Genomic DNA, 16,662 nt, shown 5'->3' on the forward strand with positions numbered 1-16,662 from the left:
GGGCCGGACCCGACGCAGCGGGCCCGGCCCGCCCCGGGGGCGCGCGCCTCCCGCCGCGCCCGCGCGGGGCACGAGTACGTGACAAACACTCCACTCTCGTCACACATGTGACACCTGCGCAGGTTTCTGGTCACAGCCTGTCGACAAGCCCTCCCCCGCGGTCACTCTCCGTCGTTCACGGGGCACAGGCTGAGTGACAACCAGTGCGGCGCCCAGCTCCCCCGTCGGCCGTTCGGCCGCCCTGGGCGCGCACAGGGAGGAGCCACTGATGACCGACCGCAGGCTCTGGTCGTACAAGGACATCGCCGCGCACATCCGGGTGCAGCCGGACACCGTGCGCTCCTACCGCAAGCACGGACTGCTCCCCGACCCCGACCACGTCGAGGGCGGCAAGCCCTTCTGGTACGCGGACACCATCCGCTCCTGGGTCGCGTCGAGGCCCGGCAACCGCACCCGGAAGGGCGAGTGAAACCTTCGGGCCGCGCCCCCGGACTCCCCGGACCCCCTCTTGGAAAATACCCCCTAGGGGTATAGTGTGGAGGTGTCAGGGGTTCTCCTGGGCCACCGGAGCACAAGAGCCCCTGGACCACGTCGACGTTCCGTACCCACCACCCCACACGCTGCACCGAGGAGAACGACATGACCGCCAACGCCCAGACCTCGCAGCCCGGCGCCCTCACCACCGTGTACGAGGTGAAGGGAATGACGTGCGGCCACTGCGAGTCCGCCGTCAGCAGCGAGATCTCCGAGCTCGCGGGCGTCAGCTCCGTCCAGGCGGTGGCCGCGACGGGCAAGGTGACCGTGGTCTCCGCGGCCCCGCTCGACGAGGCGGAGGTGCGCGCCGCGGTCGACGAGGCCGGCTACGAGCTGGTCGGCACCACCGCCTGACCCGCCTCCTCCCCCACGGGCCCCCGGCAGCCACTCCGCCGCGGGGCCCGCCCCTTTTCCCGGGCCCCGGACGCCCCCCGGGCCCCTGAACCCTCCGCCCCCGCGGCCCTGGTCTGTTTCGTGACCAACAGCCTTGGCTTACGGTCTTTCCCCCAGGTCCGCGATCCTTCACACTGTCTTCGCGGGACCCTCACGCAGGAGCCGTAACCCGCAAGAGGTACCTCTTGTGCGCAAACGGAACATATGCAAGAGACGCAGATCACAAGGATCGGAACGTAACCATCGAGGGGGCTCGCGAGTCTAAGAGGGCGACACCAGAGGGATCTTGGGGGATCCGTCCGGTGTCTGGGGACATCTTGGGGGATGTTCCCGGAACGCGTTGGCCGGGGCACGTGCACACCGGGGAGCTTTGAGCGGCCCTCCCGGTCCCGTACGCGTCCCGGCAGACCGCAGACCGAAACCCAGGCATGGGCCGCACCACAGACTCCCGGCCGGATCCCGTGGGGGGAATCCGCACCGGGGCACAGGAAAGCGCCCCGTCCGTCGACCCGTGGGGGGATCGACGGCGGGGCGTTTTTCATGGCGCCCTCAGCGCCCCGAAGGGGCGCGGGGAACTGCGCGCTCAGCGCGCGAAAAGCCGCAGTCGCGACTGCTGGGTCATCCGGCAGACGCGACTGCGGCTTTTCGCTGGTTGCTCGCGCAGTTCCCCGCGCCCCTTGGGGGCGCTCAAGAACAGCCGCGGCCGCAGGCTAGCGAGACTCGACCGGGACGAAGTCCCGGATGACCTCGCCGGTGTAGATCTGGCGGGGGCGCCCGATGCGCGACCCCGGCTCCTTGATCATCTCGTGCCACTGGGCGATCCAGCCCGGCAGCCGGCCGAGGGCGAACAGGACCGTGAACATCTCGGTCGGGAAGCCCATGGCCCGGTAGATGAGGCCGGTGTAGAAGTCCACGTTCGGGTAGAGCTTGCGCTCGACGAAGTAGTCGTCGGCCAGCGCGTGCTCCTCCAGCTTCAGGGCGATGTCCAGGAGCTCGTCGGACTTGCCGAGCGCGGAGAGGACGTCGTGCGCCGCCGCCTTGATGATCTTCGCCCGCGGGTCGAAGTTCTTGTAGACGCGGTGCCCGAAGCCCATGAGCTTCACGCCGTCTTCCTTGTTCTTCACCTTGCGGATGAAGGAGTCGACGTCGCCGCCGGTGGCCTGGATGCCCTCCAGCATCTCCAGGACCGACTGGTTGGCGCCGCCGTGCAGCGGGCCCCACAGCGCGGAGATGCCCGCGGAGATCGAGGCGAACATGTTCGCCTGCGAGGAGCCGACCAGGCGGACCGTCGAGGTCGAGCAGTTCTGCTCGTGGTCCGCGTGCAGGATGAGCAGCTTGTCGAGCGCGGAGACCACGACCGGGTCCAGCTCGTACTCCTGGGCGGGGACCGAGAAGGTCATGCGCAGGAAGTTCTCGACGTACCCGAGGTCGTTACGCGGGTAGACGAACGGGTGGCCGATCGACTTCTTGTACGCGTACGCCGCGATCGTCGGCAGCTTGGCGAGCAGCCGGATCGTGGAGAGGTGGCGCTGCTTCTCGTCGAACGGGTTGTGGCTGTCCTGGTAGAACGTGGACAGCGCGCTGACCACGGAGGACAGCATGGCCATCGGGTGGGCGTCGCGCGGGAAGCCGTCGAAGAAGCGCTTGACGTCCTCGTGCAGCAGCGTGTGCTGGGTGATCTCGTTCTTGAACGTGGCGAGCTCGTCGACCTTCGGCAGCTCACCGTTGATCAGCAGGTACGCCACCTCGAGGAAGGTGGAGCGCTCCGCAAGCTGCTCGATGGGGTAACCCCGGTAGCGCAGGATGCCCTGCTCGCCGTCGAGGTAGGTGATGGCGGATTTATAGGCGGCGGTGTTGCCATAGCCGCTGTCCAGGGTCACCAGACCGGTCTGGGCGCGGAGCTTGCCGATATCGAAGCCCTTGTCGCCGACAGTGGACTCGATCACCGGGTAGGTGTACTCGCCATCGCCGTACCGCAGTACTACAGCCTTGTTAGCGTTCTCGCTCACGTCATCCCTCACCGACGTTGTGCCTCTTCTTCGAGGTGCCCTGACTGTCTCTACCATCCCCCATTTGGCCCTGGAGAGTGCACTCGGGGTCGACCATTGGGCCTACTGGCGGCACTCAGTGCCGCCAACCTGCTCATCCTGCCCCTTTCGTTCCGGTTCCGAAAGTGGTGTGTGACCTTTACGACTCAAATGATCGATCACTCACCCGGCGGTGTTGACGCCGGGAGTCGTCAGGCCGCCCGCCGGCCCGCGAGCCGGTGGTCCAGGGCCGTGCAGCGCCTGCCGGCGGAGACCGTGCGCACCGCCTGACCCAGAGCCTTGCGCGAACCGACGAGGACGACCAGCCTCTTGGCGCGGGTCACGGCCGTGTAGAGCAGATTCCGCTGGAGCATCATCCAGGCGCCGGTGGTGACCGGGATCACCACCGCCGGATACTCACTTCCCTGTGAGCGGTGGATCGTCACGGCATAGGCGTGGGCGAGTTCGTCGAGCTCGTCGAAGTCGTACGCCACCTCCTCGTCCTCGTCGGTCAGGACGGTGAGGGTCTGCTCGTCCGCGTCCAGGGCGGTGACGACGCCCACCGTGCCGTTGAAGACGCCGTTGCCGCCCTTCTCGTAGTTGTTGCGGATCTGGGTGACCTTGTCGCCGACGCGGAAGACGCGGCCGCCGAAGCGCTTCTCGGGCAGGTCCGGGCGGGCGGGGGTGACGGCCTGCTGGAGCAGGCCGTTCAGCGTCCCGGCGCCCGCGGGGCCGCGGTGCATGGGGGCGAGGACCTGCACGTCCCGGCGCGGGTCGAGGCCGAATCTGGCCGGGATGCGGCGGGCCGCCACGTCCACGGTGAGCCGCCCGGCCTCCTCGGTGTCCTCCGCCACGAAGAGGAAGAAGTCCTTCAGGCCCTGCGTCAGGGGCGGCTGCCCGGCGTTGATGCGGTGGGCGTTGGTGACCACGCCCGACTCCTGGGCCTGGCGGAAGACCCGGGTCAGGCGCACGGCCGGGACGGGGCTGCCCTCGCTGAGCAGGTCGCGCAGGACCTCGCCCGCGCCGACGCTCGGGAGCTGGTCCACGTCGCCCACGAACAGCAGGTGCGCGCCCGGCGGCACCGCCTTCACCAGCTTGTTGGCGAGCAGCAGGTCCAGCATGGAGGCCTCGTCGACGACGACCAGGTCGGCGTCCAGGGGGCGGTCCCGGTCGTACGCCGCGTCGCCGCCGGGCTTCAGCTCCAGGAGGCGGTGGACCGTGGAGGCCTCGGCCCCGGTCAGCTCGGCCAGGCGCTTGGCGGCGCGGCCCGTGGGCGCGGCGAGCAGCACCTTGGCCTTCTTGGCGCGGGCCAGCTCGACGATCGAGCGCACGGTGAAGGACTTGCCGCAGCCGGGCCCGCCGGTGAGGACGGCGACCTTCCGGGTCAGGGCGAGGCGGACGGCCTGCTCCTGCTCGGGCGCGAGCTCGGTGCCCGTGCGCCCGGCGAGCCAGGCGAGCGCCTTGTCCCAGGCCACGTCCTGGAAGCCCGGCATCCGGTCCTCGTCGCTGTGCAGCAGGCGCAGGAGCTGGGCGGCCAGGGACAGTTCGGCGCGGTGGAAGGGGACCAGGTAGACGGCAGTGACGTCCGGGCCGCCGTCGGGTCCCGGCACGGACTCGCGCACCACGCCCTCCTCCTCGCCCGCGAGCTCGGCGAGGCAGTCGATGACCAGGCCCGTGTCGACCTGGAGGAGCTTGACCGCGTCGGCGATCAGGCGCTCCTCGGGCAGGTAGCAGTTGCCCTGGTCGGTGGATTGCGACAGCGCGTACTGCAGGCCCGCCTTGACGCGGTCGGGGCTGTCGTGCGGGATGCCGACGGACTGGGCGATGCGGTCGGCGGTGAGGAAGCCGATGCCCCAGACGTCGGCCGCGAGGCGGTAGGGCTCGTTCTTCACCACGGAGATGGAGGCGTCGCCGTACTTCTTGTAGATGCGCACGGCGATGGAGGTGGAGACGCCGACGCCCTGGAGGAAGACCATCACTTCCTTGATGGCCTTCTGCTCCTCCCAGGCGTCGGCGATCCGCTTCGTGCGCTTGGGGCCGAGGCCCGGCACCTCGATGAGGCGCTTCGGCTCGTGCTCGATGACGTCGAGGGTGTCCAGGCCGAAGTGGGTGGTGATGCGGTCGGCCATGACCGGGCCGATGCCCTTGATGAGGCCGGAGCCGAGATAGCGGCGGATGCCCTGGATGGTGGCGGGCAGCACCGTCGTGTAGTTCTCCACCGTGAACTGCTTGCCGTACTGCGGGTGGGAGCCCCAGTGGCCCTCCATCCGCAGGGACTCCCCCACCTGGGCGCCGAGCAGCGAGCCGACGACCGTGAGCAGGTCGCCGGCGCCGCGTCCGGTGTCCACGCGCGCGACCGTGTAGCCGTTCTCCTCGTTGGCGTACGTGATGCGCTCCAGGACGCCCTCGATGACGGCCATGCGGGGCGCGGGGACACCGGGCGCGCCCCGCCGGGCAGCAGTCGACATGATCCGACGCTACCGCCCGCCACCGACAACGCCTACGGCGTCCTCTCCGCGCAGGTGTCCCGCAGCTTCCGGAACCACTCCACGTACGCGGTGTGGGTGGCCCGGCCGCTGATCCTGACCTGGGAGTCGTCGGCGTTCTCCAGGTGCGTGAGGTTGGCGCTGCCGGTGTGGACGCGCGGCACGGTGTCGTCGTCGTAGAAGCCGTCGATCATCATCACCTTGGTGTGCGGCGTGATGTCGCCGCGGCCCTCCGCGGACGGGAAGCGGCAGGACGTGAGGTTCACGGGTTGCTCGCCGGGGCCCGGCTCGAGCGCGTTCAGGACCTCGGTGTCCGCCTTGCTGCCCGCGTACACGACGTCGACCCAGCAGCCCTGGTCGCGCAGGGCGCGCAACTGCCGGGCGACGGCGACCCGGTGCTTGTTGAAGGAGTTCAGCGCCATGCGGACGTCCGTCTGCCGGGTCACGCCGCCCTCGTCCCGGTAGCCGCACCTGACCTGCTTGAGGACGTTGGCGACCGGGTCCTTCGCGTCGGTCTGCTCGCGGGGGTAGAAGTGCCCCTTGTACGTGCCTCCGGAGGCGCTGGTCCAGAAGTAGTCGGGGTTCTGCTTCATCGCCGCGAGGTCCTTGAAGTACCTGCGGTAGTCGGCGTACACGGCGGCGTCGGAGAAGGTGACGGCGTCGTTGTAGGTGTTGTAGAGGTACCAGTCCTTGAGGTTGGACGAGGTCTGGAAGACCACGTTCCTGTGGTCGGTGCCGTTCACGCGGACCGTGGAGAACGTGGCGAACTTGCTGTGCATGTAGTCGCGCGCGATGCAGCCCGTCTTGACGAGCTTGCCGTCGACCTTCTTCTCCGGGCAGTGGACGGCCCACGAGGCCCGGTCGGAACCGGCGTCGAAGGCGGTCTTCAGGCGGGCGTGCACGGTCTTGCTCTTGGCGTCGAGCACCACCTTCACGTGCACCCCGCGCGCGTGGGCGGCGAGCAGGGCGTCGAGGACGGCCGTGGAGCGGGCGCCGGCCTCGAACTCGAACATCGCGAAGTCGATCTCGCCGCCCGCGGGGACGCCCTGGATCAGACCGATGAGCTGGTCCATGACGGCGGTCTGACGCGCGCTGGGCGTGGAGGTGCCGGAGGTGGCGGCCGGGTCGTTGAAGACCGGGGCGTTGATCACCGGGGCGGGGACCCGCATGGGCGCCGGGGCCGCGGCGGGCACCCCGGGGGCCTCGGCGCGCGCGGGGCCGCCGGTGCCCACGAGCGCGGAGGCGCACAGCGCCAGGAGGCACAGCAGCAGGGGCAGGCGGGACAGCCGGGGCAGCCGGGCGGTGGCGCACCCGCGCCGGGGCGGGCCGCCGGGCGGGGTCGTGCCGGTGAGCGGCGTCGTGCTGGTGAGCGGCGTCGTGCCGCGGGGCGGCGTCGGACCGGTGGGCGGCGTCGGACCGGTGGTGCGGGTGGGTCTGGTCATGCCGATCATTCACGCATCGCCCGGCCCGCACATCACGATCGGATTTCGGCCAACTGTCCGGGTCTTGCCAGCAGCCGTGTAATCGATTCCAATCCTCGTGTAATCGATTCCACGAGGAGGTGGCATCGGCATGGCAAGCGTCGGCATCAAGGACGTCGCGGCCCGCGCCGGGGTCTCCGTGGCGACGGTGTCCCGGGTCCTGAACGCGCACGCGTCCGTCAGCCCGGCCGCCCGGGCCCGCGTGCTCGACGCCGTGGAGGCGCTCGGGTACCGGCCCAACACGCTGGCCCGGTCGCTGCGCACGGACCAGACGCGCACGCTCGGGCTCGTCATCAGCGACGTCCTGAACCCCTACTTCACCGAGCTGGCCCGCTCCGTCGAGGAGGAGGCCCGCGCGCTCGGCTACAGCATCATCTTCGGCAACGCCGACGAGCGGCCCGAGATCCAGGACCACCACATCCGCACCCTCCTGGACCGCCGCATCGACGGCCTGCTCGTCTCCCCCACCGACGGCGGCTCCCCGCTCGTCCTGGACGCCGCGCGCGCGGGCACCCCGATGGTGTTCGTCGACCGGTGGATCGCGGGCGTGGACGTGCCCGTCGTCCGGGCGGACGGCAGCGCGGCGGTCCGCGACCTGGTGGCCCATCTGCACGGCCTCGGGCACCGGCGCCTCGCCATCATCGCGGGGCCCGCCACGACCACCACCGGCAGCGAGCGCGTGGCCGCCTTCCGCGACGCCCTCGCCGAGTACGGCCTCGACCTGCCGGACGCCTACGTGGGCCAGGGCGACTTCCAGGCGGCGAGCGGGCGCCGCGCCACCGAGCGGTTCCTGGACCTGCCGACGCCGCCGGACGTCGTGTTCGCCGCCGACAACCTGATGGCGCTCGGCGCGCTCGACGCGCTCCGCGCGCGCGGACTGCGCGTCCCGGACGACATCGCGCTCGCCGCGTTCGACGACATCCCGTGGTTCGTGCACACCGACCCCCCGGTCACCGCGATCGCGCAGCCCACCGGCGAGCTCGGCCGGGCCGCCGTACGGGCCCTGACCGACCGCATCGAGGGGCGCACGCCCCGGTCGGTGACGCTTCCCGCGCGCCTGGTCGTCCGCCGCTCGTGCGGGGAGGCGGCCGCGCCCGGGCCCCGTACCGCGCGGAAGCCGGAAGGAGCACCCCGTGACCACCGACCGTGAGCTGCTGCGCGTCGAGGGCCTCCGCAAGGCCTTCCCGGGCGTCGTGGCGCTGGACGGCGTCGACTTCGACCTGCGCGCGGGCGAGGTGCACGTCCTGCTCGGCGAGAACGGCGCGGGCAAGAGCACGCTGATCAAGGTGCTCTCCGGCGTGCACCAGCCCGACGCCGGGCGCGTCCTGGTCGACGGCGAGGAGGTCCGCGTGCAGGGCGCGCGGGACGCCGAGCGGCTCGGGATCGCCACGATCCACCAGGAGTTCACCCTCGTCCCCGACCTGACGGTGGCCGAGAACATCTTCCTGGGCCGCCAGCCGCGCCGCTACGGCCTGATCGACCGCAAGAAGATGGAGGCCGACGCGGCCGCCCTGCTCGCGCGCGTCGGCGTCGACGTGTCCCCCCGCGCCCGCTGCCGCGACCTCGGCATCGCCCGCCTCCAGATGGTGGAGATCGCCAAGGCGCTCAGCCTGCACGCGCGCGTGCTCATCATGGACGAGCCGACGGCCGTGCTCACCGCCGAGGAGGTCGGCACGCTCTTCGCCCTGGTGCGGTCGCTGCGCGCGGACGGCGTGGGCGTCGTCTTCATCACCCACCACCTGGAGGAGATCGCCGCGCTCGGCGACCGCGTCAGCGTCATCCGCGACGGCCGGAGCGTGGGCCAGGTGCCCGCGTCGACGCCCGAGGACGAGCTGGTGCGCCTCATGGTGGGGCGGTCCATCGCGCAGCAGTACCCGCGCGAGCGGCCCGAACTCCCGGACGCCGAGGCGCCGTTGCTGCGCGTGCGCGGGCTCACCCGGCGGGGCGTCTTCCACGACGTGGGCTTCGAGGTGCGCGCCGGTGAGGTCGTCGGCGTCGCGGGCCTGGTCGGCGCGGGCCGCACCGAGGTCGCGCGGGCCGTCTTCGGCGCCGACCCCTACGACGAGGGTTCGGTGGAGGTGGCGGGCCGGGCGGTGCCGCGGCACGACGTGTACGCGGCGATGACCGCCGGGATCGGCCTCGTACCGGAGGACCGCAAGGGCCAGGGCCTGGTCCTGGACGCCTCGGTGGCGGACAACCTCGGCCTGGTGACGCTGCGTTCGGCGACCCGCGCCGGGCTCGTGGACCGGGGCGCCCAGCGCGCCGCGGCCGAGCGGATCGCCGGGCAGCTCGGTGTGCGCATGGCGGGCCTGCACCAGCACGTGCGCACGCTCTCCGGCGGCAACCAGCAGAAGGTCGTCATCGGCAAGTGGCTGCTCGCCGAGGCCCGCGTGCTGATCCTCGACGAGCCGACGCGCGGCATCGACGTCGGCGCGAAGGTCGAGATCTACCAGTTGATCAACGAGCTCACGGCGGCCGGCCACGCCGTCCTGATGATCTCCAGCGACCTGCCCGAGGTGCTCGGCATGAGCGACCGCGTCCTGGTCATGGCCCAGGGCCGGCTCGCGGGCGAACTGACCGCCGCCGAGGCGACGCAGGACGCGGTGATGGCCCTCGCCGTCACCACGTACGCCGACGGGGACGCGCCCGCGGGCGACGAGCACCCCGGAACCGAGAAGGAGGCCCCCCGTGGCACCCACTGACCTGCGCCCGGGCGAGCCGGGCACCTCCCGGGCGGGCGGCCTCGACCTGCGCCGCCTGCTGCTGGAGAACGGCGCCCTGAGCGCCCTGGTGGTCCTGGTGGTGGCGATGTCGCTGCTCTCCGGCGACTTCCTGACCACGCAGAACCTGCTGAACGTCGGTGTGCAGGCGGCCGTGACGGCGATCCTCGCGTTCGGCGTCACCTTCGTCATCGTCGCCGCGGGCATCGACCTGTCGGTGGGCTCGGTGGCGGCGCTGTCGGCGACCGTCCTCGCCTGGTCCGCGACCAAGGAGGGCCTGCCCGTCTGGCTCGCCGTGCTCCTGGCCGTGGCCACCGGCCTGGCCTGCGGCGTCGTCAACGGCCTGCTCGTGTCGTACGGCAAGCTGCCGCCGTTCATCGCGACGCTCGCCATGCTGTCGATCGGCCGCGGCCTGTCCCTGGTGATCTCGCAGGGCAGCCCGATCCCGTTCCCCGACTCGATCTCCCGGGTCGGCGACACGCTCGGCGGGTGGCTGCCGGTGCCGGTCCTCGTGATGGTCGCGATGGGCCTGGTCACCGCGGTGGTCCTGGCGCGTACGTACCTCGGCCGCGCCATGTACGCGATCGGCGGCAACGAGGAGGCGGCCCGTCTGTCGGGGCTGCGCGTGCGGCGGCAGAAGATCGCGATCTACGCGCTGTCGGGCCTGTTCGCGGCCGTCGCGGGCGTCGTGCTCGCCTCCCGGCTCGCGTCCGCGCAGCCGCAGGCCGCGCAGGGCTACGAACTGGACGCGATCGCCGCGGTCGTCATCGGCGGCGCGAGCCTCGCGGGCGGCGTCGGCAAGGCCTCGGGCACGCTGATCGGCGCGCTGATCCTCGCCGTGCTGCGCAACGGCCTCAACCTCCTGTCCGTGTCGGCGTTCTGGCAGCAGGTGGTCATCGGCGTCGTCATCGCGCTGGCCGTCCTGCTCGACTCGGTGCGCAGGAAGGCCGGGGCCGCGCCGGGCGCCCCCGCCGGGAGTACGTCGTCGGGGACCGGGCGCAAGGGCCCGCAGGCGCTCAGGTACACCCTCGCGGCGGTCGTCGCGGCGGCGGTGATCGCGGCGGTGTCGCTGTGGAACAACGGCTCCTCGGGGACGTCGACGCCGAAGGTCGGCCTGTCGCTGTCCACGCTGAACAACCCCTTCTTCGTCCAGATGAAGGAGGGCGCCCAGGCGGAGGCCCGCAAGGCGGGCGTCGACCTGACCGTCACCGACGCGCAGAACGACGCCTCCCAGCAGGCCAACCAGCTCCAGAACTTCACCAGCGGCACCATGGGGGCCGTCGTCGTCAACCCGGTCGACTCCGACGCGATCGGCCCGGCCGCGCGCGCCGCGAACAAGGCGGACATCCCCGTGGTCGCCGCCGACCGGGGCGTGAACAAGGCGGACGTCGCCACGCTCGTCGCCTCCGACAACGTGGCGGGCGGCCGGCAGGCCGCGAAGGCCCTCGCCGACAAGCTCGGCGGCAAGGGCACGGTGGTGGTCCTCCAGGGCACCGCGGGCACCTCCGCGAGCCGCGAGCGGGGCCGCGGCTTCGCCGAGGGCGTCAAGGCCTTCCCCGGCATCAAGGTCGTCGCGAAGCAGCCCGCGGACTTCGACCGCGCCAAGGGCCTGGACGTGATGACGAACCTGCTGCAGGGCCACCCGGACGTCGACGGCGTGTTCGCCGAGAACGACGAGATGGCGCTCGGCGCGGTGAAGGCCCTCGGCGGCAAGGCCGGGAAGTCCGTGTCGGTGGTCGGCTTCGACGGCACGCCGGACGGTCTGGAGGCGGTCGCGGACGGCACGCTGTACGCGTCGGTGGCGCAGCAGCCCAAGGAGCTGGGCCGGATCGCGGTCCGCAACGCCGTGGCCGTGGCGGCAGGCGAGAAGGTGCCGTCGACGGTGAAGGTGCCGGTGAAGGTGGTCACCGCCGAGAACGTGAAGGACTTCCGGTGACGGCGCGGGCCCCCCGTGGCCGTACGGTGGTCGCTTCGGCCGGGTGACCAGGTGAACAGGGTGGACAGGGTGAAAGGCAGTACGGACATGCGTGAGTACGACCTGCTGGTCGTGGGGTCGGCCAATGCCGACCTGGTGACGGCCGTGGCGCGGCGGCCGGGCCCCGGGGAGACGGTGCTCGGCTCCGACCTGGCCGTCCACCCGGGTGGCAAGGGCGCCAACCAGGCGGTGGCGGCGGCCCGGCTCGGGGCGCGCACGGCGCTGCTCGCGCGGGTCGGCGACGACGCGTACGGGCGGCTGCTCCTGGACTCGCAGGAGTCGGCGGGCGTGGACACGGCGGGGGTCCTGGTGGGCGGCGCGCCGACCGGGGTCGCGCTGATCACGGTGGACCCGTCGGGCGACAACAGCATCGTGGTGGCGCCCGGCGCGAACGCGCGCCTGACGCCGGACGACGTGCGGGCGGCCGGGGAGCTGTTCGCGGCGGCGCCGGTGGTCTCGGTCCAACTGGAGATCCCGCTGGAGACGGTCGCGGAGGTGGCCCGCGCGCTGGCCCCCGGCGCCCGCCTTGTCCTGAACCCGTCGCCCCCGGCCCCGCTGCCGCCGGAGGTCCTTGAGGCCTGCGACCCGCTGATCGTGAACGAGCACGAGGCGCGGGTCGTCCTCCAGGGCGCGGGCGCCGACGTGCCGGACGCGCCGGAGGACTGGGCGCGGCACCTCCTCGGCCTCGGCCCGCGCTCGGTGGTGGTGACGCTGGGCGCGGAGGGCGCCCTGGTCGCGACGGCCGAGGGCACCGAGCGGGTGCCGTCGGTGAAGGTCGACGCCGTGGACACGACGGGGGCCGGGGACGCGTTCACGGCGGCCCTGGCCTGGCGGCTCGGCGCGGGCGAGGACCTGGCGACGGCGGCCCGGTTCGCGGCCCGCGTGGGCGCGCTCGCGGTGACGCGGGCCGGGGCGCAGGTCTCGTACCCGACGGGCGCCGAGGTGGCGGCGCTCGGCGAGGAGGGCGCGGCGCGGTGAAGCGGGCGGGCGTCCTCAACCGCACCCTCGCGGGCGCGCTCGCGGAGCTGGGCCACGGCGACCGGCTGCTCCTGTGCGACGCGGGCATGCCGATCCCGGCGGGGCCGCGCGTGGTGGACCTGGCGTTCGTGGCCGGGGTGCCGTCGTTCGCCCAGGTGCTGGACGGGCTGCTCGCGGAGCTGGTGGTGGAGGGCGCGGTGGCGGCGCACGAGGTCCGCGCGGCCAACCCGGACGCGGCCGCGCTGCTCGCGGACCGGTTCCCCGGCCCGGCGCTGGAGTTCGCGCCGCACGAGGAGCTGAAGGAGCGGTCGGCGCGGGCCCGCCTCGTCGTCCGCACCGGCGAGGCACGGCCGTACGCGAACGCGTTGCTGACCTGCGGGGTCTTCTTCTGAGGGGTTCGCTTGGCGGGTGCGCCGGGGTTGGCCCGGTAGGCGGGGTGCGGGGCGCCCGGCCCGCCGCGCGGGGCGTACGCGTTTCGAGGGGGCCCGGTCCGTGGACCGGGCCCCCTCGTGTTCCCCTCCCTCGCCGGCGCCTCGTGGATCCCCCCTCCGGGGCAACCGGCACCTACTACGACACCCGTAAGCGGAGAAGGGTTGCACGGTTTCGGAAAGTCACCTCGGAAGGGTCAGCGGGCGGGCGTCCGGGCGTGTGCCAGATAGCGGTCGACCGTCTCCGCGAGGACCTCGCGGCCGTCCCGTGCCCACAGCTCCTCGTTGAACAGCTCCACCTCGACCGGCCCGGTGTAGCCCGCCGCCGCCATCAGGCGGCGCCAGTGGCGGAGGTCGACCGCGCCGTCGCCGAGCTGCCCCCGGCCGGTGAGGACGCCGTGCGGCAGCGGCGTCGTCCAGTCGGCGAGCTGGAAGGCGTGCAGGCGGCCGGTGTCCCCGGCGCGGGCGACGGCGGCGGGGGCCCGGTCGTCCCACCAGACGTGGTACGTGTCCACGCACACGCCCACCTGCCCGGCGGGGAACGGCTCGGCCAGGTCCAGGGCCTGGTCGAGGGTGGACACCACGCAGCGGTCGGCGGCGTACATGGGGTGCAGGGGTTCGATCGCCAGGCGGACGCCCCGGTCCGCCGCGTAGGGCGCCAGCTCCGCGAGGGCGTCGGCGACGCGGGCGCGGGCCGCCGCCAGGTCGCGGTCGCCGGGCGGCAGGCCGCCGGAGACCAGCACGAGCGTGGCGGTGCCGAGCGCCGCGGCCTCGTCGACGGCCTCCCGGTTGTCGGCGAGGGCGCGGGCGCGCTCCGCCGGGTCGGTGGCCGTGAGGAAGCCGCCCCGGCACAGCGTGGTGACGCCCAGGCCCGCGGCGCGTACCAGCGCGGCCGCGGCCTCGACGCCGTACGCCCGGACGGGTTCGCGCCACAGCCCGACACCGCGGACGCCGAGCTCCGCGCAGGCGGTGACCAGCTCCGGCAGCGCTAGTTGTCTGACCGTCATCTGGTTGACGCTGAGGTCCGCCGGGGCGCGGGGGTCCGGGGCCGTCATCGGGTGCCCGCCCCGTGGACGGTCAGCAGGGCGCCCATACGGTGCTCCGCCAGGTCCGGGTCGGGGAACAGGCCGAGCCTGCCCGCGAGCTCGTACGCCCTGCGCAGATGCGGCAGCGAGCGGGCCGACTGGAGGCCGCCCACCATCGTGAAGTGGTCCTGGTGGCCCGCCAGCCAGGCCAGCAGGACCACGCCCGTCTTGTAGTAGCGGGTGGGCGGCGCGAAGAGGTGGCGGGCCAGCTCCACCGTGGGGTCGAGCAGCGCGCGGAAGGCCCGGGGGTCGCCCGCGTCCAGCGCCCGCACCGCCCGCGCCGCCACCGGGGCCAGCGGGTCGAACACCCCGAGGAGGGCGTCGCTGTGGCCGTGTCCGTCGCCCTCGATCAGCTCGGGGTAGTGGAAGTCGTCGCCCGTGTAGCAGCGGACGCCGGGCGGGAGGCGGCGGCGCAGGGCCTTCTCGCGGTCCGCGTCCAGGAGGGAGATCTTGACGCCGTCCACCTTGTCCGGGCGGGCGGCGACGACCTCCAGGAACGTGTCCGTGGCCGCGTCCAGGTCCCGCGTGCCCCAGTAGCCCTCCAGGGCCGGGTCGAACATGGGGCCCAGCCAGTGCAGGATCACTGGCCGCGCGGCCTGGCGCAGGAGTTCGCCGTACGTGTCCAGGTAGTCGTCGGGGCCCCGGGCCGCCGCCGCGAGGGCCCGGGACGCCATGAGCACCGGCTGGGCGCCCGCCTCCTCGACGACGGCGAGCTGCTCCTCGTACGCGTGGCGTACGTCCGCCGGGGTGGGCGGGGTCCCGTCCTCCGGCCGGAGCTGGTCGGTGCCCGCGCCGCACGCGATGCGGCCGCCCACCGCCCTCGCCTCCGCCGCCGAGCGCCGGATCAGCTCCCGCGCGCCCGCCCAGTCCAGGCCCATGCCGCGCTGCGCGGTGTCCATCGCCTCGGCCACGCCCAATCCGTGCGCCCACAGGTGGCGGCGGAAGGCCAGCGTGGCGTCCCAGTCGACGGCCGCGGGGTCGTCGGGCGAGACGTCGGCGCGGGGGTCGGCCACGACGTGGGCCGCGGCGAGGAGGGTGCGGGTGCGGAGGGGGTGCGCCTGCCGCGTGGGCTGCGTGGGTGGGGTCGGGTGCGCTGTGGGTGTGGGGTGTTCCGCTGTGGTGGGCTTTCGCTGGGTGGTGGGTTTTCCCTGGGTGGTGGGTTTTCCCTCGGTGGTGGGCTTTCCCTCGGTGGTGGGTTTTCCCTGGGTGGTGGGCTTTCCCTCGGTGGTGGGTTTTCCCTGGGTGGTGGGTTTTCCCTGGGTGGTGGGTTTTCCCTGAGTGGTGGGCTTTCCCTGGGTGGTGGGCTTTCCCTTGGTCACAAGGTCACCTCCGGCACCACCAGCCTGCGCCCCTCCGCCGCCGACCGGAGGCCCAGCTCCGCGAGCTGTACGCCCCGGGCGCCCGCCAGCAGGTCCCAGCGGTACGGCGCGTCCGCGTACACGTGCCGGAGGAACAGCTCCCACTGCGCCTTGAAGCCGTTGACCGGCCCCGCCGTGCCCTCGGCGCCCGGGGTGCCCTCGTTGTCCGGCACCTCCTGCCACTGCTCCCGGAAGACGTGCGGCGAGGGCAGGTCCGGGTTCCACACCGGCTTCGGCGTCGCCGCCCGGTGCTGGAAGCGGCACCCGCGCAGGCCCGCGACCGCCGAGCCCTCGGTGCCGTCCACCTGGAACTCCACCAGCTCGTCCCGGTGCACCCGCACCGCCCAGGAGGAGTTGATCTGCGCGACCACCCCGCCCTCCAGCTCGAAGATGCCGTACGCCGCGTCCTCCGCCGTCGCGTCGTACGGCTTGCCCCGCTCGTCCCAGCGCTGCGGTACGTGCGTCGCGGTCAGTGCCTGGACGGTGCGGACCCGGCCGAACAGCTCGTGCAGCACGTACTCCCAGTGCGGGAACATGTCCACGACGATGCCGCCGCCGTCCTGTGCCCGGTAGTTCCACGACGGCCGCTGCGCGGGCTGCCAGTCGCCCTCGAACACCCAGTACCCGAACTCCCCCCGCACCGACAGGACCCTGCCGAAGAACCCCCCGTCCACCAGGCGCTTCAACTTGCGCAGCCCCGGCAGGAACAGCTTGTCCTGGACCACGCCGTGCCGGACGCCCGCCGCCCGCGCCCGGCGCGCCAGGTCCAGCGCGCCCGCCAGCGTCGTCGCCGTCGGCTTCTCCGTGTAGACGTGCTTGCCCGCCGCGATCGCCGCCCGCAGCGCCTCCTCCCGCGCCGAGGTCACCTGCGCGTCGAAGTACACCTCGATCGTGGGGTCCGCCAGCACCTCCGCGAGCTCCGTCGACCAGTGCTCCAGGCCGTAGCGGTCCGCCAGCGCCCGCAGCGCCGCCTCCCTGCGGCCGACCAGGACCGGCTCCGGCCACAGCACCGTGCCGTCGCCCAGGTCGAGCCCGCCCTGCTCGCGCAGCGCCAGCAGCGAGCGGACCAGGTGCTGGCGGTGGCCCATCCGTCCCGTCACCCCGTTCATGGCGACGCGGACCGTCGTACGTGTCACGTGTTCCTCCGCGGGGCAACCAGGAATAGCAAGCGCTTTCTACTGGGGAGAAGCTAGCCTG

General features: G+C 72.8%; 13 protein-coding genes. 7 read left to right on the forward strand and 6 right to left on the reverse strand.

Annotated features, from left to right (window positions below; all coding sequences use genetic code 11):
• Nucleotides 1-268 precede the first annotated feature (268 nt).
• Both IE330_RS12705 and IE330_RS12710 read left to right on the forward strand, forming a co-directional pair.
• The gene (locus tag IE330_RS12705) at nt 269-469 is read left to right on the forward strand and encodes a MarR family transcriptional regulator (protein ID WP_190136057.1); all 201 of its coding nucleotides are present in this window, start codon (nt 269-271) and stop codon (nt 467-469) included.
• A gap of 170 nt (nt 470-639) precedes the next feature.
• Entirely contained in the window at nt 640-888 is a 249-nt protein-coding gene (locus tag IE330_RS12710; protein WP_190136058.1) for a heavy-metal-associated domain-containing protein, read from the forward strand.
• 749 nt (nt 889-1,637) lie between these two features.
• Here IE330_RS12710 and IE330_RS12715 read toward each other — a convergent pair.
• The 3 genes from IE330_RS12715 to IE330_RS12725 form a co-directional block, all read right to left on the reverse strand.
• Complete coding sequence (locus IE330_RS12715) at nt 1,638-2,936, reverse strand: citrate synthase (RefSeq protein WP_190136059.1); 1,299 nt, start codon at nt 2,934-2,936, stop codon at nt 1,638-1,640.
• Between the two features lie 230 nt (nt 2,937-3,166).
• The gene (gene recD2 / locus IE330_RS12720) at nt 3,167-5,422 is read right to left on the reverse strand and encodes an SF1B family DNA helicase RecD2 (protein ID WP_190136060.1); all 2,256 of its coding nucleotides are present in this window, start codon (nt 5,420-5,422) and stop codon (nt 3,167-3,169) included.
• A 32-nt stretch (nt 5,423-5,454) separates the two neighbouring features.
• Entirely contained in the window at nt 5,455-6,882 is a 1,428-nt protein-coding gene (locus tag IE330_RS12725) for a phospholipase D-like domain-containing protein (RefSeq protein ID WP_190136061.1), read from the reverse strand.
• 130 nt (nt 6,883-7,012) lie between these two features.
• On the opposite strand from IE330_RS12725, the gene IE330_RS12730 reads away from it, so the two are divergent.
• The 5 genes from IE330_RS12730 (at nt 7,013) to rbsD (ending at nt 12,986) form a co-directional block, all read left to right on the forward strand.
• Nucleotides 7,013-8,071 (forward strand): LacI family DNA-binding transcriptional regulator, encoded by a 1,059-nt coding sequence (locus tag IE330_RS12730; RefSeq protein WP_190136062.1) that lies wholly within the window; start codon nt 7,013-7,015, stop codon nt 8,069-8,071.
• Entirely contained in the window at nt 8,055-9,623 is a 1,569-nt protein-coding gene (locus tag IE330_RS12735; protein ID WP_190136063.1) for a sugar ABC transporter ATP-binding protein, read from the forward strand. Before IE330_RS12730 ends, IE330_RS12735 begins: the two co-directional genes overlap by 17 nt.
• A gap of 1 nt (nt 9,624) precedes the next feature.
• Entirely contained in the window at nt 9,625-11,577 is a 1,953-nt protein-coding gene (locus IE330_RS12740) for an ABC transporter permease/substrate-binding protein (protein ID WP_373314632.1), read from the forward strand.
• A gap of 87 nt (nt 11,578-11,664) precedes the next feature.
• Nucleotides 11,665-12,594 (forward strand): ribokinase, encoded by a 930-nt coding sequence (rbsK, locus tag IE330_RS12745; protein ID WP_190136064.1) that lies wholly within the window; start codon nt 11,665-11,667, stop codon nt 12,592-12,594.
• Complete coding sequence (rbsD, locus tag IE330_RS12750) at nt 12,591-12,986, forward strand: D-ribose pyranase (RefSeq protein WP_190136065.1); 396 nt, start codon at nt 12,591-12,593, stop codon at nt 12,984-12,986. Before rbsK ends, rbsD begins: the two co-directional genes overlap by 4 nt.
• 233 nt (nt 12,987-13,219) lie before the next feature.
• Here rbsD and IE330_RS12755 read toward each other — a convergent pair whose 3' ends face one another.
• Genes IE330_RS12755 through IE330_RS12765 form a run of 3 tightly spaced genes read right to left on the reverse strand, consistent with a single transcriptional unit; the run spans nt 13,220 to nt 16,601 of the window.
• Complete coding sequence (locus tag IE330_RS12755; protein WP_190136066.1) at nt 13,220-14,077, reverse strand: sugar phosphate isomerase/epimerase family protein; 858 nt, start codon at nt 14,075-14,077, stop codon at nt 13,220-13,222.
• Nucleotides 14,074-15,426, reverse strand: a complete 1,353-nt coding sequence (locus tag IE330_RS12760) for a dihydrodipicolinate synthase family protein (RefSeq protein ID WP_229925592.1) — start codon at nt 15,424-15,426, stop codon at nt 14,074-14,076. The genes IE330_RS12755 and IE330_RS12760 overlap by 4 nt, the downstream gene beginning before the upstream one ends.
• On the reverse strand, nt 15,423-16,601 hold the full coding sequence (locus tag IE330_RS12765) for a Gfo/Idh/MocA family protein (protein WP_190136067.1): 1,179 nt from the start codon (nt 16,599-16,601) through the stop codon (nt 15,423-15,425). The genes IE330_RS12760 and IE330_RS12765 overlap by 4 nt, the downstream gene beginning before the upstream one ends.
• Nucleotides 16,602-16,662: the final 61 nt, after the last annotated feature.

It is taken from the genome of Streptomyces longispororuber, assembly GCF_014656095.1.
GTDB classification, from domain to species: domain Bacteria; phylum Actinomycetota; class Actinomycetes; order Streptomycetales; family Streptomycetaceae; genus Streptomyces; species Streptomyces longispororuber.

What these genes read in the sequence shown, in the direction of transcription:
- IE330_RS12755 (WP_190136066.1), bottom strand. Translation starts at nt 14,077, where the DNA reads ATGACGGCCCCGGACCCCCGCGCCCCGGCGGACCTCAGCGTCAACCAG.
- rbsK (WP_190136064.1), top strand. Translation starts at nt 11,665, where the DNA reads ATGCGTGAGTACGACCTGCTGGTCGTGGGGTCGGCCAATGCCGACCTG.
- recD2 (WP_190136060.1), bottom strand. Translation starts at nt 5,422, where the DNA reads ATGTCGACTGCTGCCCGGCGGGGCGCGCCCGGTGTCCCCGCGCCCCGC.
- IE330_RS12710 (WP_190136058.1), top strand. Translation starts at nt 640, where the DNA reads ATGACCGCCAACGCCCAGACCTCGCAGCCCGGCGCCCTCACCACCGTG.
- IE330_RS12725 (WP_190136061.1), bottom strand. Translation starts at nt 6,882, where the DNA reads ATGACCAGACCCACCCGCACCACCGGTCCGACGCCGCCCACCGGTCCG.
- IE330_RS12730 (WP_190136062.1), top strand. Translation starts at nt 7,013, where the DNA reads ATGGCAAGCGTCGGCATCAAGGACGTCGCGGCCCGCGCCGGGGTCTCC.
- IE330_RS12705 (WP_190136057.1), top strand. Translation starts at nt 269, where the DNA reads ATGACCGACCGCAGGCTCTGGTCGTACAAGGACATCGCCGCGCACATC.